At 60.5% G+C, this 18,488-nt stretch carries 16 protein-coding genes and 2 tRNA genes; 6 read left to right on the plus strand and 12 right to left on the minus strand.

The window, feature by feature from the left end; translation table 11 throughout:
• Nucleotides 1-16: 16 nt before the first annotated feature.
• From SIN04_RS07150 to SIN04_RS07175, 6 genes are all read right to left on the minus strand, one after another.
• A tRNA-Arg gene (locus SIN04_RS07150) sits at nucleotides 17-93 on the minus strand.
• Between the two features lie 33 nt (nucleotides 94-126).
• Nucleotides 127-432, minus strand: coding sequence for an ETC complex I subunit (locus tag SIN04_RS07155; protein ID WP_134487832.1), 306 nt, complete (start codon nucleotides 430-432; stop codon nucleotides 127-129).
• 156 nt (nucleotides 433-588) lie between these two features.
• A tRNA-Pro gene (locus SIN04_RS07160) sits at nucleotides 589-665 on the minus strand.
• 103 nt (nucleotides 666-768) lie between these two features.
• Entirely contained in the window at nucleotides 769-1,209 is a 441-nt protein-coding gene (locus SIN04_RS07165; protein WP_423136017.1) for a DUF192 domain-containing protein, read from the minus strand.
• 259 nt (nucleotides 1,210-1,468) lie between these two features.
• Nucleotides 1,469-2,056, minus strand: coding sequence for a cold-shock protein (locus tag SIN04_RS07170; RefSeq protein WP_423136002.1), 588 nt, complete (start codon nucleotides 2,054-2,056; stop codon nucleotides 1,469-1,471).
• A 170-nt stretch (nucleotides 2,057-2,226) separates the two neighbouring features.
• Nucleotides 2,227-2,985, minus strand: coding sequence for an SIR2 family NAD-dependent protein deacylase (locus tag SIN04_RS07175; RefSeq protein WP_134487838.1), 759 nt, complete (start codon nucleotides 2,983-2,985; stop codon nucleotides 2,227-2,229).
• Between the two features lie 180 nt (nucleotides 2,986-3,165).
• Here SIN04_RS07175 and SIN04_RS07180 point away from each other — a divergent pair, with 180 nt between their 5' ends.
• From SIN04_RS07180 to SIN04_RS07190, 3 genes are all read left to right on the plus strand, one after another.
• The gene (locus SIN04_RS07180) at nucleotides 3,166-4,335 is read left to right on the plus strand and encodes an SGNH/GDSL hydrolase family protein (protein WP_244605703.1); all 1,170 of its coding nucleotides are present in this window, start codon (nucleotides 3,166-3,168) and stop codon (nucleotides 4,333-4,335) included.
• 50 nt (nucleotides 4,336-4,385) lie between these two features.
• The gene (locus tag SIN04_RS07185) at nucleotides 4,386-5,561 is read left to right on the plus strand and encodes an SGNH/GDSL hydrolase family protein (protein ID WP_134487844.1); all 1,176 of its coding nucleotides are present in this window, start codon (nucleotides 4,386-4,388) and stop codon (nucleotides 5,559-5,561) included.
• Between the two features lie 74 nt (nucleotides 5,562-5,635).
• Nucleotides 5,636-6,787: an SGNH/GDSL hydrolase family protein gene (locus SIN04_RS07190; protein WP_134487847.1), complete on the plus strand. Its 1,152-nt coding sequence runs from the start codon at nucleotides 5,636-5,638 to the stop codon at nucleotides 6,785-6,787.
• A gap of 58 nt (nucleotides 6,788-6,845) precedes the next feature.
• On the opposite strand, the gene SIN04_RS07195 is transcribed toward SIN04_RS07190, so the two are convergent.
• The 3 genes from SIN04_RS07195 to SIN04_RS07205 are packed head-to-tail and all read right to left on the minus strand — an operon-like array spanning nucleotide 6,846 to nucleotide 9,275.
• Complete coding sequence (locus tag SIN04_RS07195; RefSeq protein WP_134487850.1) at nucleotides 6,846-8,684, minus strand: carbamoyltransferase family protein; 1,839 nt, start codon at nucleotides 8,682-8,684, stop codon at nucleotides 6,846-6,848.
• 9 nt (nucleotides 8,685-8,693) lie between these two features.
• Complete coding sequence (locus SIN04_RS07200; RefSeq protein ID WP_166795866.1) at nucleotides 8,694-8,843, minus strand: DUF5989 family protein; 150 nt, start codon at nucleotides 8,841-8,843, stop codon at nucleotides 8,694-8,696.
• Nucleotides 8,844-8,852: 9 nt separating this feature from the next.
• Entirely contained in the window at nucleotides 8,853-9,275 is a 423-nt protein-coding gene (locus SIN04_RS07205; protein WP_134487853.1) for an SxtJ family membrane protein, read from the minus strand.
• Nucleotides 9,276-9,704: 429 nt separating this feature from the next.
• Here SIN04_RS07205 and SIN04_RS07210 point away from each other — a divergent pair, with 429 nt between their 5' ends.
• Nucleotides 9,705-10,154, plus strand: a complete 450-nt coding sequence (locus SIN04_RS07210; RefSeq protein ID WP_341264322.1) for an Rrf2 family transcriptional regulator — start codon at nucleotides 9,705-9,707, stop codon at nucleotides 10,152-10,154.
• A gap of 131 nt (nucleotides 10,155-10,285) precedes the next feature.
• Here the strand turns inward: SIN04_RS07210 and glmS are convergent, their stop codons facing one another.
• Complete coding sequence (glmS, locus tag SIN04_RS07215) at nucleotides 10,286-12,124, minus strand: glutamine--fructose-6-phosphate transaminase (isomerizing) (RefSeq protein ID WP_341264323.1); 1,839 nt, start codon at nucleotides 12,122-12,124, stop codon at nucleotides 10,286-10,288.
• Between the two features lie 88 nt (nucleotides 12,125-12,212).
• Entirely contained in the window at nucleotides 12,213-13,589 is a 1,377-nt protein-coding gene (gene glmU, locus SIN04_RS07220) for a bifunctional UDP-N-acetylglucosamine diphosphorylase/glucosamine-1-phosphate N-acetyltransferase GlmU (protein ID WP_341264324.1), read from the minus strand.
• Nucleotides 13,590-13,795: 206 nt separating this feature from the next.
• On the opposite strand from glmU, the gene SIN04_RS07225 reads away from it, so the two are divergent.
• Both SIN04_RS07225 and mdoH read left to right on the plus strand, forming a co-directional pair.
• Nucleotides 13,796-15,340, plus strand: coding sequence for a glucan biosynthesis protein (locus tag SIN04_RS07225; RefSeq protein WP_134487856.1), 1,545 nt, complete (start codon nucleotides 13,796-13,798; stop codon nucleotides 15,338-15,340).
• Nucleotides 15,328-17,538: a glucans biosynthesis glucosyltransferase MdoH gene (gene mdoH / locus SIN04_RS07230; protein WP_341264325.1), complete on the plus strand. Its 2,211-nt coding sequence runs from the start codon at nucleotides 15,328-15,330 to the stop codon at nucleotides 17,536-17,538. Before SIN04_RS07225 ends, mdoH begins: the two co-directional genes overlap by 13 nt.
• Here the strand turns inward: mdoH and SIN04_RS07235 are convergent.
• Nucleotides 17,527-18,456 (minus strand): glycosyltransferase, encoded by a 930-nt coding sequence (locus SIN04_RS07235; protein WP_134487861.1) that lies wholly within the window; start codon nucleotides 18,454-18,456, stop codon nucleotides 17,527-17,529. The genes mdoH and SIN04_RS07235 overlap by 12 nt on opposite strands.
• Nucleotides 18,457-18,488 lie beyond the last annotated feature (32 nt).

The raw sequence follows: 18,488 nt of genomic DNA on the forward strand, positions 1-18,488 counted from the left end.
CGGCGCGGAGCGGCGATGGCGACCCCGGCAGGGTTCGAACCTGCGACCTGCCGCTTAGAAGGCGGCTGCTCTATCCAGCTGAGCTACGGGGTCGATTGGGGCTGCGCCTCACTATGGCGCATGAATTCAGTGGGTCCATTGGCCGAGGCGGGTCGACTTGAAATTATCCGAATAGGACAGGATTTTGCGCTGGTCCGGCTTTGGCTCTTCCACGCGATAGGCGAGCCCATGTTTTTGCGCATAGGCGACTGCTTCGTCCTTATCGCCGAATCGCAACCGGACCTGGCTCTTCATATCGCTCGAACTCGTCCAGCCCATCAAAGGATCGATTTCACGCGGCGATTCGGGCTCGAATTCGAGAACCCACTGCTTCGTGCGCGCACTGCCCGATTGCGTGGCGGTTTTGGCTGGCCGGTAAATGCGTGCGGTCATGTGAAATGGTTCCGGTTGCAATCTTTTGGCGATCGTCACGACGCGCGGCGCGCGCTGCGAATTTCCGATCATGCGCATCTTTTCGGAAAAATCAGCGCTTTTTTCAAGCCGCCAAAGCTTAGACGCCGCGACGCCGGCGCCCGCGCCAAGCGGGTGTGGTCGGGGCAGCAGGATTCGAACCTGCGACCTGAAGTACCCAAAACTTCCGCGCTACCAGACTGCGCTATACCCCGCATAGGAAACCGATCCTTATTTCCCATTGCGCATCTCGCTATCACGCGTCGCCGATGCGAACAAGTTCGACGATGCGCGTGGACCGGCGCAGGACGCCGGGCGTCATTTCCCAAACAATGGATGCCTGACGCTGTCGCCGATCTTGAGGCCGATTCTGGCCGCAGAGCCAGCGTTCACTTCAAGAACGCCATAGGCCGGAGCCCCGGACGAAATAATCGCCTCGGAGAGAGGCTCTGTGTTTTCGGCCAAGCCGACGACCCTGCCGGTCCTCGAAATGAAAATCATGTCGAGCGGCAGATAGGTATTCTTCATCCACATCTGCACAGGCTTCTCGGTCTCGAAATCAAACAACATGCCGCGATCGGCCGCCAGCGTTCGGCGAAACATCAGCCCGCGCTCGCGCTCCGATTCGGTGCGCATCACTTCGACGAGAAAAGGATGCGTGCCGCTAGCCGTGACGATATCGAGATGTTCGATCTTTGCGCCCGCTTCTCCCGCCAAGACTTCTGCCTGAGGAGCTGCGAAGACGAGCAAAAACGTCAGGACGAGCGCCGAGGCGAGGACCCTCCCCGCGCGCCGCCCAAGGCCGCTCCAGCGAAAATCGAGCCACCCGCAGGCAATCCGCCCAGCGCGCGAGAGGCGTGGCGATCGTGCAATTCCGCGGCATGGCAAAATCGCTCTATATTCTTCTTTTATCACATGTCCTAGGCGCGAACAGGCATTTGCTTCGCTCGAAAATGTTCGGGCCAAATCATCATCCTCGCCAAAGGCGCCGTGGCGCTTTACGTCGTTTCCGGGTCCCTTAGTGCGCCCGCGGCGCAGCCACGTTGAGCAGGCGCACTTCCGCCGCCATCAGACCCTTTGGGCCGTCGCCGAACCGAACCAAAAGGCTTTCGCCAGGACGCACCTCGCCAATCCCATAATGCCGCAACGTCTCCATGTGAATAAAAATATCTTCCGTGCCGTCGCCGCGCGTGACAAAGCCGAACCCCCGCGCGCGGTTGAACCATTTGACGACGACGATCTCGAAGCCGCCGGCTGGCGTGACATGGACGTGGGTGCGAGGCTGGGTCTCAGAAGGATGGGTCCCAACTGCTTCCATCGAGGTGATTTTCAACACCTGCAGCCCCTTGGCGCGACAGGCCGCCTCGCAAACGATTCGGTCGCCCTCGCGCGCCGCCGTAAAACCATCCTTGCGCAAGGTCGTCACATGCAACAACACATCCGGACCGCCTTCATCCGGCGTAATGAAGCCATAGCCCTTGACGACGTCGAACCATTTGACTTCGCCCGATATTTCAACAATCCGCTCGGACGCAAACCGCTGACGGTCAGGGTCCTCGTCCCGTCGTGGCGAGTTCGGATCTTTAGCGGAAGATTTTGCGTCCAAGGAGCCACCTTTGAAAGGCGCGGTCTGAACTCCGGCGTCAGGCAGAATCAGCTGCCCCGGAGTAGGTTGGGGACAAGATAGCATCGAGCGGGCGCGGCAAAAGCCGCCTTGCGCAGGAAGATGTGGATGATTTCGGAAAACGTCATCGCCGGGCTTGGCGCCAGGTCCCCTCAATTCGAAAAAGGTTGCAGAATATCGCCGATATCGCCCCGCAATACGAGATTGGCCTCACTGTCGAGCGGCGTCTCTTCGCCGTTCACAATGACAAGCTTCGCGTCGCGCTGACGCGCCAGCGAGGGAAAGGATGCCGCAGGATAAACAACGAGCGATGAGCCGATGGCGAGAAACAGATCGCAACGGACTGTTTCCTGATACGCGCGCTCGAGCGCGGCTTGCGGCATTGGCTGGCCAAAGGAGATCGTCGCGGATTTGACGGCGCCGCCGCATTCAAAGCAGGCGGGGGCGGCGCCGCTCGCCTCGAAGTCCCGGCGCAGCGGCTGAAGTTCGTACCGCGCGCCGCAAGAGAGGCAGCGGGCGTATGCGCCATTGCCGTGCAATTCGATGATGCGCTCCTCCGGCACGCCGGAGGCTTGATGCAAATTGTCGATGTTTTGCGTGATAATGGCGCTGACCTTGCCGTTTGCGACGAGGTTTGCGAGGGCGTAATGGCCGCGCCCTGGCTGGGCGCTGGCGCAGATGTCGTCGAGAGCGAACTTCCGCCGCCATGCCTCCTCGCGCATCAAAACGTCCGACACGAAGAGCGCGAAGTCGATCGGCTTGTAGCGCCGCCAGGGCGAGTCCTTCGACCGGAAATCAGGCACGCCGCACTCGGTCGAAATGCCAGCGCCGGTAAACGCCACGATGCGACCGCAGAGGCCGATCACTTCGCCCAAGGCGGCTCGCGCTTCTTCCACGCCGGTCACAACCACTTGAGTCGTCTCCTTCAGGCAGCTTAACGGCTCTACTGCGCCTCTCACGCTTTTGTTGCGTACTGGGGATAAAATTGACAAGGCTTGAAGTTGAGCTTCGCTGGACAGTAGACCAACAAACGGCTATCAGCGCATTTCTCCGCTCATGCTCAATCAAGGTCGGTTCTGTCAATGGCGAGAATGATCTCCTCTGCGCTTCAGCTTGCCGCAATACCTATTCTAGTTGGGCTCATTGTCTGGCTGGAGCTGACGCACCCCTTTCCGATGTTTCGCCTGGCCACCTTCATCTTGGTCTTCGTTTTGCTCGTGCGCCTCGCCTTCGCGGCGAAGGGCAAGGCGCGCGATTTCCTGATCGTTCTCGCCTCGACCGCTTTCGGCCTTGCCATCGCGGAGGGCGCCGCCAATGTGGCCCAGCCAGAGGGCGGCGGCCTGACGATAACGCACGGCTGGTCTGTCCGCCAACCCATCATGGGCTGGGGTCCCGACCATGCCGGAACCGCCCACGCCGAAAAGCGCGATCCCAAAACCAACGCGCTCATCTATAAGGCCGACTATACGATCGATTCTAATCTGTTGCGAGAAACGCATTCGATCGACCATGGGCCGGCAATCGTCTTTTTTGGCGATTCCTATACGTTTGGCGACGGCATCCAAGACAACGAAACTCTGCCGCAGGTCTTTGCGGATTCGCTGGATCGGAAGCAGCGCGTCCTCAATCTCGGATTCACCGGTTATAGTCCGCAGCAGTTTCTGCGCGAAATGGAAACGAGCCGTTTCGACGCCGTTATCGGGCCTGATCCCAAACTGTTCGTTTTCCTGACCGCGCCCTGGCATGCTGAAAGAACCGCATGCAAGGCCTATTGGACCCCGCATGCTCCGCACTATGCGTTGGAAGACGGCAAAATCGTCTATAAGGGCGACTGCAATGAGGGAGCCAACCTGCTGCTGCGCGAATGGCTCGAGAATTCGGCAGCCTATCGCTGGTTGATCGATCCCTATCGCCATCAGCTCAATCATGACGATGTCGATGTCTATGTCAGCACATTGGAGGCCGCGGTGAAGCTGGCGAAAGACAAATATGGCGTCCCGACGCTGATTCCATATCTGCGGGTGCCGCCGGAATATCTGCGCAAGACCGGCTTCACCGATGATGCGATCATGGCGCGCCTGAGGGACGCGGGAGCGATCGTCATCGACGCCTCGCTCGATGCTCAAAAAAATGCCGGCGCGGTGATCAGCATTCAAGGAGACGGACATCCGACGCCTCTCGCCAATCGCCTGCGGGCCGAGATGATCACGAATTACATCAAGCAGAATATGTCGGGCGTCCTCCTCAGCGGGCTGAAGTGACGTTTGGGGCGGCTCATCCATCAATGCACGAACCGGGAAAGTTATAGTTGATGCCAGGCACGATCTCCACTTGGCTCCGCATCGGAGCGGTCCCCATTCTGATCGCTCTCGTCGCCTGGATGGAGATGAGGCAGCCCTTTCCGATTTTTCGGCTGCTGAGCTTCGTTTTCATCTTCTTCTGCATCGCGGATCTCGCCTCGCTCGCGCGAGGCGGTTTGCGTGACGCGCTGGTAATATTCGCCTCGTGTCTCTTCGGCCTTTGCGTGGTGGAGGCCACAGCAAGGTTCATCGAGCCGAAGCAGCTGCTGATCGTGACTCCCGGCTGGTCGGTCTACGAACCCGTGCTTGGCTGGGGCGTGGAACATCCAGGGGTCTACCACGCGGAGCGGATCGATCCGAAGACAGGCGCAAAAATCTATGCTGCCGACTACACTTTCGATTCGAAATTGCTGCGCCGCACGATTTCGACGCAGAGCGGGCGGCCGATCGTCTTTTTCGGCGATTCTTTTACATTCGGCTTTGGCGTCAACGACGCCGACACCATGCCGCAGGCGTTCGCGGATTTGTTGCAACGTAAGCAACGCGTGCTCAACCTCGCGGTCGGCGGATTCAGTCCGCAGCAGTTTCTGCGTGATCTCCAAACGGGATTTCAGGACGACGTCATCGGCCCGGATCCAAAGCTGTTCGTCTTCATGACCGCGGCCTGGCACGCAGAGCGAACCGCCTGCAAACCATCATGGGCTTTCAACGCGCCGCGCTATGTGCTCGAAAACGGCGAAGTCACCTTCAAGGGGCGCTGTTATGAAGGATGGCGTCTGCAGGCGCAGCGGTTTCTGACGGAAACGGCGGCCTGGCGCGTTTTTGTCGCGCCATATCTTCAGAAAGTGACGCATGACGACGTCGAACTCTATATCCGCGAGCTGGTCGCCGCGGTAAAGATTGCAAAAGAAAAGTACCACGTCGCGACGCTGATCCCTTATCTCGATTCGCCGCCAGGAACCCTTGCCGGCGCCGGCTTCACAGAACAACAGATCATGCAGCGTCTGCGGGACGGAGGCGCCATCATCGTCGATGTCGCTTTGGCGAAGGAGCGAGCCGAGGGCGATGAGATCAGCATTCCGGGCGATGAGCATCCAACCGCTCTCGCTAATCGCAGGCGCGCCGAAATCATCAAGACCTACATCACGCAACACATGTCCGGCGTTGTGCTGTCGCAACTGGAGTAAGCATCCTGAACGTTCTTCTTCGATCGCTCGCGCGATGGCCAAATTCGCTTAGGCCCGGCGCGCTCTCCAGGGTCTTGCGCCTCGCAGCGATCCCGCTCCTCGCGGCGATCATCGCAGCGGTGGAAATTCGTCACTCGCCAGACTTTTTCCGGCTCATCAGTTTCGTTCTGGTCTTCCTCATCGCCGCCGACCTGGCGTCGCTGGCGCGGGGAGCCCTGCGCGACGCTCTTCTGATCGTCGCCTCCCTCCTCTTTGGCCTCTGCGTCATAGAAGCGACCGCCGCCACGCTCGAAGACAGGCAGGTGATCGTATCAACGAACGGATGGAACGTCCGTCAGCCGGTCATCGGCTGGGGTCCCCAGCATGCTGGTCGGTTCCACTCTGAAAAGACAGACCCAAAGACAGGCGCGATCATCTACAGCGCCGAATACACGATCGATTCGAACCTTCTTCGTCAAACCCGCTCGACTGACGCAGGGTCGACGATCGCCTTCTTTGGTGATTCCGTGACCTTCGGAGTCGGCGTCAACGATCCCGATACGCTGCCGCAACGCTTCGCCGACGTCCTCGACTCCAAGGAACGCGTCATCAATCTCGCCTTTACCGGCTATGGACCGCAGCACTTCCTGCGCGAAATGGAGACAGGCATCTTCGACGCTGAGATCGGGCCGCACCCTCGCCTTTTCGTTTTTGTGACCTCTCCCTGGCACGCGGAGCGAACGTCCTGCAAGGCGTCGTGGGTCGTCAACGCGCCGCGTTACGAGCTCGACAACGGAAAGGTCACGTTCAGGGGAGCCTGCTACGAAGGGGCGTCCCTGCGATTGCGGGAGTTCCTGTGGAATACCGCCGCCTATCGCGTCGTCTTCGACCCGTATCGCCGCAAAGCCAGTCACGATGACATTGAAACGTACATCCGCATCCTGCTAGCGGCGGTCGACCTCGCCAAGGAGAAATACGGCGTGCCGACGTTGATCCCGTTCCTGCGGAGCCCGGACGCTTACCTGCGAGGAACAGGCTTCACCAATGAAGCGATCATGGAGCGGTTGCAGCAAGGCGGCGCCAGCGTGATTGATGTTTCCCTTCTAAAAGAGGAAGCCGCTGGGGCTGAGATCAGCATTCCGGGCGACGGACACCCGACGCCGCTCGCCAACCGCATGCGGGCGGCCATGCTCAAGAGTTACATCGAACAGAACATGGCGGGCGTGCTGTATTCCCAGCTGAACTGACGGCCCCCAGCCACGATCCAAAGCGCCCTCCGCGACATCGAAAGAGCGCGACGCGTTTTCAGTCGAGTTCGAACGCGTTCTTGTAATCGAGCTTAAGGGCCTGATTTTGCTGATCCTTGAGAAGGATGCAATTACCGACCGCAAGGAACTCGATCTCGCTCCCCATAAAACAGCGGAACGCATCCTCCGGCGTGTTGACGATCGGCTCGCCACGAACATTGAAGCTCGTGTTGATCAGCACCGGGCAGCCAGTCATCGCCTCGAAACGCGAAATCAGATCGTAATAGCGCGGGTTGGTTTCCTTATGCACCGTCTGCACGCGCGCTGAATAATCGACGTGCGTCACCGCCGGAATTTCGGAGCGCTGCACATTCAGCCTGTCGATGCCAAACAGGGCGAGCTCCTGTGCCGACATCTTGCGGCAGCGCTCTGACTTTACCGGCGCGACGAGGAGCATATAAGGCGAATCCGCGTCGAGTTCGAACCAATCAGCGACATGCTCGCGCAGCACCGACGGCGCAAAGGGGCGAAAGCTCTCGCGGTATTTGACTTTGAGATTAAGCGCCTTCTGCATGGAGGGCGAACGCGGATCACCGAGGATGGAGCGATTGCCGAGCGCGCGCGGTCCGAACTCCATTCGTCCCTGATGCCAGCCGACCGCCTGCCCCGCTGCGAGCGTGGCGGCGGTCTTCTCAAGCAGCTGTTCGTCGTCAACGACCGTAAAGACCGCCCCGGCCGCCTTGAGTCTCTGCTCGATATCGCTTTGCTCGTAACTCGGCCCGAGATAAGAGCCGTGCATTGAATCGGGCCGTTTGGCGTTCTTGATCGCGGCTTCGCCATTCTCCTTGAAATAAACAGCCAGCGCGGCGCCGAGCGCCCCGCCCGCATCTCCCGCCGCCGGCTGGATAAAAATCTGGTCGAAGCGGCCGTCGCGCAAAATTTTGCCGTTCGCCACACAATTCAGGGCGACGCCGCCGGCAAGACAAAGATTGCGTTGTCCTGTCTCGTTAGCGAGCGATCGCGTCAGACGCAGGACGATCTCTTCCGTCGCCGCCTGCACCGAGGCCGCGAGATCCATGTGGCGTTGTTCGAGCGGATCGCTGGCGCGCCGCGGCGGACCGCCGAACAGCGCGTCGAAACGCTCGTTCGTCATGGTGAGGCCGGTGCAATAGCCGAAATAGTCCTGGTTCAGCCGGAAGGAGCCGTCGTCCTTGACGTCGATCAAATGATCGAAGATCGCCTTGACGTATTTCGGTTCGCCATAAGGGGCGAGGCCCATCACCTTGTATTCGCCGGAGTTGACCTTGAACCCCGTGTAATAGGTGAACGCCGAATAGAGCAGCCCAAGCGAATGAGGAAAATGAATTTCCTTCGTGATCTTCAGCGAGGAGCCTTCGCCGATCGCCGCGGAAGTCGTCGCCCACTCGCCGACGCCGTCCATAGTGAGAACCAGTGCCGATTGGAAGGGCGAGGGATAATAGGCCGAAGCCGCGTGCGAAAAGTGATGTTCGCTGAAACGAAGCTTGGCTTTGTCGCCAAGCGCCGGATCTATCTCCTTGAGTTCGCGCAACAGAAGGTCGCGCTGAAATAGTTTCTCGCCGATCCAGAGCGGCATGGACTTGCGGAAAGACGCGAAGCCTTTTGGCGCGAAAGCAAGATAGGTCTCGATGAGCCGCTCGAATTTTAAGAACGGCTTTTCATAAAAGACAACGCGATCGATGCCGGCCGCGTCGACCTTGCCTTGCCTGAGGCAATAGGCGATCGCATTGGCTGGGAAATCCGGATCGTGCTTCTTGCGCGTGAAGCGCTCTTCCTGAGCTGCCGCGATGATCTCGCCGTCGCGAATGAGTGCGGCGGCGCTATCGTGATAGAAGGCCGAAATGCCAAGAACAAGCATTGGAACCGGTCAGAACAGAGTATAGATGAAAGGCGCGACGACCGAGCCTTGGCTGAGCACGAACAAGCCGCCGAAAATCAGGAACAGGGCAAGCAAGGGGAGCAGCCAGAATTTCTTTCTGGCGCCGAGAAATTCAAAAAGCTCAGCTATGATGGACATGTCTTCTCCTCAAAACTGTTTCGTCATGGCGTTTTCGGCCTCGGGCGATGGCTCGCGCACGATCCAGTAGGACTTGGCGTCCGGCCGTATTTTCAGATTGAGCAGATCGCTGCCCGTTTTGCGCATCACCCAGCCGAGCGGCGTCACGGCTGCGAAAAACATCAGACCCATGATGAGCGGATTGACGACGCGGTTCAAAAGCATCCCGAATTTGAACCAGGCGCGATTGAGAGGCGATAAACGGTCCGGCATGAACAGCGCGAGGGCCGCGAAGATGGCGCCGATGGCAAGCAAAATCCAACGCGGCGAATGATGGTGAACCATTGGCCAAACGCCGAGCAGCGCCAGGACAAACCCAAAAGTCAGCCCGAATTTCTGGTTTGAGCCAAGAACGATCTTGCGGAAGCTCGATACGTTTTCATGTGTCTGCATCTAGGGTCCAGTCGTTTGCATCATTCGGTCGGGAGAGCGGACGAGCTCCTCCCGCCGGTTTCCAGCCGCTTGGCTAAGGCGGCTCGACGCATTCGCGTTGCGACAATGGCGGGCTCCGGCCATCTGGCCGTGTGATTCGCCGGCTCGCCCTCGTCGCTCCGCGCGCCGCCTTTCAATTCGGACCCTTTTGTCATTTCCGACACGCCAAAACAAGCCCCAGGCCCAAGCGCGCGGGGAGCCGCCCTCAACGAGGGACGCTGACGCCCCCTGAATCAAAGGATTTCCGCCTTATCGCCCCGAAAATTGGCCGATTGAGCTTGAAAGCCTACAAAAACAATGGACGATGGATCAGAGGCTTCATATTTCCTTCAGGGGGAAAAAACGCGGACCTTATCGACCGCGCTTCGGAAAAACCCCAGCGGAGTTCAAATGCTCACGAAGAAAGGCAAGTATGGCCTTAAGGCGATGGTTCATCTGGCGGGCCGGCTCCCCGGCGAAGCGACGCTCGTCACCGACATCGCAATTTCGAATCAGATTCCGAAAAAATTTCTCGACACCATCCTGGGAGAGCTGCGCAACGCGGGTTTTGTCAACTCAAAGAAAGGCAAGGGCGGCGGCTACACGCTGGCTCGGCCCGCCTGCGAGATCCGGGTTGGCCATATCGTTCGCGTGCTCGATGGCCCGCTCGCCCCGATCCAGTGCGCCAGCAGGGCCTCCTATCGCCGCTGCGACGACTGCAGCGACGAGCGCCATTGCGCCGTGCGGCTGATCATGCTCGAAGCGCGCAACGCCATCTCGACGGTCCTTGACAATCGCACGCTGGCCGAGATGCGGGCGTTGGGCGAGAGCGATGAAGCTCATCTCATGTATTACATTTGAGCCGGACCCCGGCCTTTCGGGCGCCCGTGCGGCGGGGCGCCTTGCGTTCTTGGAAGAGCGCCGGCGACCGGCGTTAGGCCGGTGTCCGCCGCCGGTGAATTTTGGGGCGAGGGAAGCGGGCGTCTGCGCGCTTACTCCACCGTCACGCTTTTGGCGAGGTTGCGCGGCTGGTCCGCGTCCTTACCCATGACCACCGCCGTATGGTAGGCGATCAATTGGATCGGCACGGCGTAGATCAAGGCCGCGAAGTCGGGCGCGACGTTCGGCATGACGATCGACGCCGCGGCTTCGCCGGCGAAATCATGTGACAGAGCCTCGTCGCCGATAAGGATGAGGCGCCCTCCCCTCGCTGCCACCTCCTGCATGTTGGAAACCGTTTTTTCGATCACCGCGTCCGTGGGTGCGATGACAATCACTGGCATGTCGCCGTCGACCAGCGCGATGGGCCCATGTTTGAGTTCGCCGGCGGCATAGCCTTCCGCATGAATATAGGAGATCTCCTTGAGCTTTAGCGCTCCCTCGAGGGCGAGCGGATAGGACGTGCCGCGGCCGAGGTAGAGCACGTCGCGCACTTTGGCTATGTCGCGCGCCAAAGCCTCGACCGCGCTCTCGCATTTCAGCGCCTGCGCCATCAGCCCCGGGATCGCCATGAGATCGCTGACAAGCCGCGCTTCGGTCTCGCCGTCGATGGCTCCTCGGGCGCGTCCGATGGCGAGCGCCAGCGCCGCGAAAACAGCCAACTGGCAGGTGAAGGCTTTCGTCGATGCGACACCTATTTCTGGGCCTGCGAGCGTTGGCGCCACGACGTCGCTTTCGCGCGCCATGGTGGAGCTCGCGACATTGACGATCGAGAGGACCTTTTGCCCTTTCGCCTTGGCGCAGCGCAATGCGGCGAGCGTGTCGGCGGTTTCGCCTGATTGCGAGACGAGTATCGTCAGGCCGCCGGCGTCGAGCGGCGGATCGCGATAGCGAAATTCCGAGGCGATCTCGACCTCGACCGGCAGCAGGGCGAAACGCTCGAACCAATATTTCGCCATCAGTCCCGCGATATAAGCGGTGCCGCAACCGCAGATCGTCAGGCGCGACAGGCGCGCCGCGTCGACAGGCAGATCGAAAGGCAGCGCGACGCGCCCCGCGGACATGTCGAGATAGTGCGCGAGCGTGCGTCCGACGACCTCGGGCTGCTCATAAATTTCCTTCGCCATGAAATGGCGGTGGTTGCCTTTGTCGATCAGGAAAGCCGAGGCCGGCGTCTTGATCCTGCGCCGTTCGACGGGCAGCCCCGCCGCGTCCTTGAAGGAAGCGGCTTCGTGCATCAGCGCGACGAAATCGCCATCCTCGAGATAGGCGATCGTGTCGGTGAAAGGCGCCAGCGCCAGCGCGTCCGAGCCAAGGAACATCTCGCCGCTGCGCTCTCCTTCGCCAAAGCCCACTGCAAGGGGAGCGCCCTTGCTGGCGCCGACCAAAAGGTTTTCCTCGCCTTCGAAAATCATGGCGAAAGCGAAGGCGCCTTTGAGGCGCGGCAGGCTGGCGGCGACCGCGTCGACCGGCGCGAATCCCTCGTTGAGGCCCTGCGTCACGAGGTGGGCGATGACTTCCGAATCTGTGTCGGACGAGAATATGTGGCCCTTGGCGCGCAATTCGTCACGCAATTGGCGGAAGTTCTCGATAATGCCGTTATGCACGACGGCGACCTTCGCACTGGCGTGCGGATGGGCGTTGTTTTCCGTCGCCTTCCCGTGCGTCGCCCAGCGCGTGTGGCCTATCCCGACGGCGCCGCCGAGAGGCTCCTGCGCCAGACGCAGCTCCAGATTCCTGAGTTTGCCGCTGGCGCGTCGCCTCGTCAGATGGCCGGCTTCGAGAGTGGCGATTCCGGCGGAATCATAGCCGCGGTATTCGAGCCGCCTTAGCGCGTCAAGAAGCGAGCCCGCGACAGCCCCACGCCCCAATATGCCAACGATGCCGCACATGAATCTCTCCTGACCCAACCGCGGAACATCCGAGCGCCGCAGCTTTGGCCTAGCTAGCCAACTTTAAGCGCTTTTAAAGGCGCCCTCGTTACTTCCTGTTTTTTTCACGAAAGCCTATGGCCCAGCCCGGCTTTTCGATCTGGCGCTCCCGCGCAATCACCAGGGAATCAGCGGAAACATCCTTCGTGATGACAGAGCCCGTGCCGATGTAAGCGCCGTCGCCGATTTTGACGGGCGCGACCAACGACGTGTGCGAACCGATGAATGCGCCCTCGCCGATCTCGGTCCGGAACTTGCCGAATCCATCGTAATTACAGGTGATCGTTCCGGCGCCAATATTCGTTTTAGCGCCTATGCTGGCGTCGCCGATATAGCTCAAATGATTGATTTTTGCGCCAGCGCCGACCTCGGACGCCTTGACTTCCACGAAATTTCCGATGTGAACGTCCCGCATCAGCGTGGCGCCGGGCCTCAGACGCGCAAAAGGCCCGATGGTCGCATTTTCTCCGATCGTCGCCCCCTCGACATGCGAGAAAGAACGGATGACGGCGCCGGCGCCGACCGCGACCCCCGGACCGAACACGACATTGGGCTCGATGGTGACGTCCTGCGCGAGCGCCGTATCGAAAGCGAGAGTGACGCTCGAAGGATCAACGAGGGTGACTCCCGCATCCAGCGCGCTCTCGCGCAGCCGCGCTTGAAATAACGCTTCGGCCGCCGCGAGCTGCGTGCGATCGTTGACGCCGAGCACCTCCTCCTCGGAGACGATCAGCGCGCAGGCGGCAAGCTTTCTTTCCCGCGCTATCGCGACGATATCCGTCAGATAATATTCTTTTTGGCTATTTTCGCAGCCAATGGCCTCGATGAGGTCCAGGGCGTGGCGGCCGGAAACGCCCATCAGCCCGGCGTTGCAAGTCGTCAGCTTGCGCTCTTCAGCGCTCGCGTCGCGCTCCTCGCGGATCGCCTCCAGGCCGCCGTCCTTCAAGATCAGCCGGCCATAGCCTGTCGGATCCTTCGCCTCGAACCCTAAAGCGACGATCGCGCTTTCGCCGTCAGCCAGCGCCTTGCGCATCAGCGCGAACGTCTCTGGCCGCACAAGGGGTGTGTCCGCGAAGGCGACGAGTATGTCGTCGTAGCCGAAGGCGATCGCCTCGCGCGCGGCGAGCACGGCGTGGGCGGTGCCGCGCCGCTCGGTCTGGATGACGGCCTCGGCGTCGCGTGCGATCGTCTTAGCCTCGGCTTCGATTGCGCCGTGAGTTGGCGCAACGACCACGACGATACGGTCGGCTTCGGCTTCAACGACCGCCGAAAGGACATGGCCCACCATGGACCGTCCCGCAACCTTATGCAGCGCTTTGGGACGTGTGGAGCGCATGCGCGTTCCATCGCCGGCGGCAAGAATGACGGCGAGGCAAGTCCGGCCTGGAAAGCTTGCGGCGGAGTTTCGGTTAGAAGCAAGAGCCATGAGGCGAACGTCCCCTGGGATACGGCCGCGACCCTTCGGTGCGACCCATCCAATGCATTCCTCGTGTTTTAACTATAAAGATGCGGCGCACAAAAAACCCAGACAAAAGATCGGACAGCATCTTATCGCCGCCCCAATATGCGGTATAAAGCTGCTTTCCTTACTCCTTCAAGCATCGGCGCGCTCGGCGCCTGACAGACAGGTTCATGGTCCATCGGCGGGACGTTTTGAGACTTGCGCTCGGCGCCTTGGCGGGAGCGGTCGAGACGGGCGCCTACGCTGATGCCGCTTCGCCTCCTTCCACGGGCTTCCCTTTGGGAGCGCCGACGCCGTTCGATCCCGCGATGGTGACGGACGCCGCAAGAGCCCTCGCGAAACAGCCCTATAAAGCCCTGCCGCAAGATCTCCCAGACGCGTTCAAGACCTTGACCTATGATCAGTATGTCTCGATCCATCTGCGCCCGAGCGCGACGATCTGGGCCAATGACAATATCGGCTTCGCCCTTGAGCCCTTGCATCGCGGCTTCGCCTTTTCGACGCCGATGCAGATCAATCTCGTCGCCGACGGCCAGGCCCGCCGTCTGGCGTATGACGCCGCCCTGTTCGATTTTGGCAAGGTGACGCCGCCCGCCAACCTCGGGGACATCGGGTTTTCCGGGTTTCGCGTGCTGGCGCCGCTGGAGCACGGCGGCTTCTTCGAGCTGGCGACCTTCCAGGGGGCGAGTTTTTTTCGCGCGGTGGCTCGTGGCCAGGAGCCCGGCACGATGGCGCGCGCCCTCTCGATCAAGACGGCGGATCCGCGCGGCGAGGAATTTCCGGCGATCAGGAGCGTCTGGATCGAGCGCCCGACACTGGCCGGCAATACGCTCGTCATCCACGCCATCATCGATTCGGAAAGCGTGAGCGGCGCCTATCGCTTCACCGTGCATCCGGGCGAGGCGACAATCATTGACACAGAATGTACTTTATTCGCGCGCGCCGCCCTCGACCATTACGGCATCGCCACGATGAGCGCGACCCATCTGTCGGGCTCGATCGATAAGACAAGGCTCGACGATCTTCGTCCGGAGGTCGGCGAAATAGATGGCCTGCAAATGCTCACCGGAAAGGGCGAATGGCTTTGGCGTCCGGTTTCGAATCCGGCCACGCTGCAAATCTCGACCTTCATTGATGAAAACCCGCGCGGATTCGGTTTCCTGCAACGCGATCGCGACTTCGATCACTATCAAGATGACGATCAGCACTGGGAGAACCGCCCGTCCCTGTGGATCGAGCCGATTGGCGACTGGTCCTTCGGAGGCGTGCAACTCATAGAGATTCCGTCTGAATCCGATGTGAACGACAATATCATCGCTTATTGGCGGCCGAAGCAGCCGCTAAACGCCGGGAGCGACATCTCTTTCGCCTACAGGCAGTTCTGGTGCAAGGTTCCGCCGGAACGTCCGCCGCTTGCAACCGTCTCGCTGTCGCGCTCAGGGCGAGGCTCAAGCGCGAAACGGCGCCGCTTTCTGGTCGAATTTTCCGGCGAAGCTTTGAGTCAGATCAAAAGCCCGGAAGACATCTGGCCGAATTTGAGCGCCTCGCCCGGATCCATCGTTTCGGTTCGAACGTTCATGTCTGCGGACAAGATGACCTACAGGGTTTTGTTTGAACTCGATCCCGGCGGCGAAACCTTTTCCGAGCTGCGCCTCGTCCTCGAGTCGCATCAAAAGCCAATCAGCGAGACATGGATTTACCGATGGACGCCCTGACCAAGGCCGAAGCGGCGTTGCGGCAGCCGCGCGTGACGGAATTGTCCGTCGGCTCTCTATTTCCCTGCATGCCGCCGGAAGCGCCGCTGGAGATGCCGACGCAGAGCCTGTCGGAATTCGATCCCGCGAGCCGGCGCAAACAGACCAGGCGCTCCCCGTGGGCGGGCGTGCTGCTGGCGCGACTGTTCATCTTCGGCGGCGGTTTCGCGCTGACGGCCTATGGCGCCTACGAAATGTACGAAGTCGTCGCCGTCGGCGGGGTGACGCTGCTCGAGTGGGCGCTGGTGATCCTCTTCGTCGCCACCTTTTCCTGGATCGCGCTCGCTTTCACCAATGCGATCGCCGGCTTCTTCTGGCTATTGTTTCTCGCCCCCAAGCCGCCCGCTCTTCCGGCCTCCTTGCGTGAGCGCACGGCGATCGTCATGCCGATCTACAATGAGGCGCCGGCGCGCATATTCAGCGCCCTGCAGGCGATGTACGAGGATGTCGAAACCTCAGGGGTCGGAGCCTCTTTCGACTGGTTCTTCCTGTCGGACACCACCGATCCCGACGTATTCCTCGCCGAGGAGCAGGCGTTTATCTCCCTCCGGCAAAGGCTCGGCCTGACGGGGCAGATCTATTACCGGCACCGGCCGAAAAACACCAACCGGAAAGCCGGCAACATCGAGGATTTTGTCACCCGCTGGGGCGGCCGCTATGAGCATATGGTCGTTCTCGACGCCGACAGCCTGATGACCGGCCGGTCTATTGTCGCGCTCGCCGCGGCGATGGAGGATGATCCCGACTCGGGGATCATTCAAACGCTGCCGCTCATCATCAATCGCAACACCCTTTTCGCCCGCGTTCAGCAATTCGCGGCCAGGATCTATGGCCCCGTGATCGCCGCCGGCGTATCCGTCTGGATGGGGCGCGAAGGCAATTATTGGGGCCACAATGCCATCATCCGCACCACGGCTTTCGCCGCCCATTGCGGCTTGCCGGCGCTCCGCGGGCGGCCTCCCTTCGGCGGTCATATCCTCAGTCATGATTTCGTCGAAGCGGCCTTGATCCTGCGCGCCGGATACGCTGTGTACATGCTGCCGACGCTGGGCGGCAGTTTCGAGGAGAGCCCTCCTTCTCTCATCGATCTCTCCGCGCGCGACCGGCGCTGGTGCCAGGGCAATCTTCAGCATCTGCGCGTGCTGCCAGCGAAAGGATTTCGTCTCGCGTCGCGACAGCATTTCGTCACCGGCATCATGGCCTATGTGTCGTCGCCGCTGTGGATGCTGCAACTGTTCGTCGGCATCATGCTGGTGCTTCAGGCGAGCTACATCCGTCCTGAGTATTTCACCAGCGAATTCACTCTGTTTCCGGCGTGGCCGCGGTTCGACGCCGCGCGGTCTCTCAGCCTCTTTGCGCTGACCATGACGATACTGCTGCTGCCGAAGTTTTTCGGCCTGCTGCTCGCCCTTATCCAGGGCCGCACCCGGCGCGGCAGCGGCGGGGCCGTGAGGCTCGTGCTCTCGACGCTCTTTGAGATCATCATGTCAGCCCTGCTGGCGCCCAGCATGATGCTGATTCAGGCGGGTCACGTCATGCATTTCGTGTTTGGCTTCGACACGGGCTGGGATCCGCAACGGCGCGATGACGGCTCCATTCCCTTCAAGGCGATCGTCAGGCGTCACCGCTCCCACGTCGCCATGGGCGTCATCACCCTGATCGCCGGGTTCCTGATCTCTCCGTCTCTCGTCGCCTGGATGTCGCCGACGATTTTCGGCCTCATATTGGCGATTTTCTTGTCCTGGTCGACGGGACTTTTGAACGTTGGCCTTGCGTTCCGCCGGGCCGGCCTGCTTTTGACTCCGGAGGAGCAATCGAAGCCGCCGCTGGTCGCCCGCGCCAATGATCTGGCGCAACAGATCGAGGGCGAGTCCGCCGAAGACGGGTCTCGGCTGGCCGCGCTTTCAGACGACGCGAAATTCTGGGCGCTTCACGTCGCTTGGCTCCCGGGCGGACAAAGCCGCAGAACCGGCGACATATCGCCGGAATGGGCGCTCGCCGAAGCAAAGGTCAACCAGGCGGAGACATTTGATGAAGCTCTGTCCTGGCTGAAACCGAAAGAGCGCATGGCGCTTCTCCAGGACCGCAGGCTGCTGGAGCGCCTGTTGGGTCTGCCGCGAAGCCGTTCCATGCCTGAGGCTCTATCCTCAGTCGGGTAAACCGCCGCCGAATAACAGTCCCGAGATCCGCAGACGCCAATGCTCCATTCCAAAGCCCTTGCCGCCAAAACAGGGCATGACGGCCATGGGCCAGCATTCCCGCATCCATCTGCCGTCACGCCAAAATATGACCGGATATGAAAATCGGCGCGCCCGGTACAGACGGGAGGCTCTGCTGCGCAACTCCTTCTCGGCCGGTTGCATCGAAGCGTCGATTTCGGCGTGATAAGAGACCCGATTTTCCGAGAGCTGTCCGGATCGCATCCGAAAGCACCCTAAAATTGCGTCTATGATCACGAGATCGGCGCGCTTTGCGAAGCGCCGCCACAGGTCGAAATCGCCGGCCAAACGGAATTTGGCGTTGAGGCCGCCGACCTCGTCCCATAGCTTCGGGCGCCAGAACGTGCCTTCCTGCTGGATGAAAGGTCGAGCGAAACGGCCGTCGAAGATTCCGGCGGCCACTGCTTTTCGCGGGAAGGCTATGATCGGTGACATGTGCAACACCTCGCCCCCTTCGGCGATGACCGTCGGACGTCCCGTCACCCAATCGACGTCCGGATTAGTCTCGAATACCCGCGCGACGGTAGCCAAAGCTCCCGGCTCCAGGCGGTCGTCGGCATTGATCCAGCTCATCGCATCCGCATTGCCGCAGGCGGCGAAGCCGCGGTTCACGGCGTCATAGAGACCACGATCACCTTCGCTGACAAAAGAAAATTCGATGCCTTTGCAATTGATTGGAAAGTCATTTGCAAGGCGGGCTTGCCACGCCGCCAATAATTTGATCGTTGAATCCGTTGATCCGCCGTCTTGCAGATGATACCGCACCGAGAATGGACCCGCTTGAGTCACCACGCTCAAGATAGTTTCATTGATGAATTGCTCTCCGTTAAGCACAGGCGTCACAATATTAAATTGCATGCGGATATCCGATCGCGTCAATATTTGGCGTT

Source organism: Methylocella tundrae (assembly GCF_038024855.1).
Lineage (GTDB): Bacteria > Pseudomonadota > Alphaproteobacteria > Rhizobiales > Beijerinckiaceae > Methylocapsa > Methylocapsa tundrae.

What these genes read in the sequence shown, in the direction of transcription:
- SIN04_RS07185 (WP_134487844.1), top strand. Translation starts at nt 4,386, where the DNA reads ATGCCAGGCACGATCTCCACTTGGCTCCGCATCGGAGCGGTCCCCATT.
- SIN04_RS07155 (WP_134487832.1), bottom strand. Translation starts at nt 432, where the DNA reads ATGACCGCACGCATTTACCGGCCAGCCAAAACCGCCACGCAATCGGGC.
- SIN04_RS07205 (WP_134487853.1), bottom strand. Translation starts at nt 9,275, where the DNA reads ATGCAGACACATGAAAACGTATCGAGCTTCCGCAAGATCGTTCTTGGC.
- SIN04_RS07225 (WP_134487856.1), top strand. Translation starts at nt 13,796, where the DNA reads ATGGTCCATCGGCGGGACGTTTTGAGACTTGCGCTCGGCGCCTTGGCG.
- SIN04_RS07200 (WP_166795866.1), bottom strand. Translation starts at nt 8,843, where the DNA reads ATGTCCATCATAGCTGAGCTTTTTGAATTTCTCGGCGCCAGAAAGAAA.
- mdoH (WP_341264325.1), top strand. Translation starts at nt 15,328, where the DNA reads ATGGACGCCCTGACCAAGGCCGAAGCGGCGTTGCGGCAGCCGCGCGTG.
- SIN04_RS07195 (WP_134487850.1), bottom strand. Translation starts at nt 8,684, where the DNA reads ATGCTTGTTCTTGGCATTTCGGCCTTCTATCACGATAGCGCCGCCGCA.
- glmS (WP_341264323.1), bottom strand. Translation starts at nt 12,124, where the DNA reads ATGTGCGGCATCGTTGGCATATTGGGGCGTGGGGCTGTCGCGGGCTCG.
- SIN04_RS07210 (WP_341264322.1), top strand. Translation starts at nt 9,705, where the DNA reads ATGCTCACGAAGAAAGGCAAGTATGGCCTTAAGGCGATGGTTCATCTG.
- SIN04_RS07180 (WP_244605703.1), top strand. Translation starts at nt 3,166, where the DNA reads ATGATCTCCTCTGCGCTTCAGCTTGCCGCAATACCTATTCTAGTTGGG.
- glmU (WP_341264324.1), bottom strand. Translation starts at nt 13,589, where the DNA reads ATGGCTCTTGCTTCTAACCGAAACTCCGCCGCAAGCTTTCCAGGCCGG.
- SIN04_RS07235 (WP_134487861.1), bottom strand. Translation starts at nt 18,456, where the DNA reads ATGCAATTTAATATTGTGACGCCTGTGCTTAACGGAGAGCAATTCATC.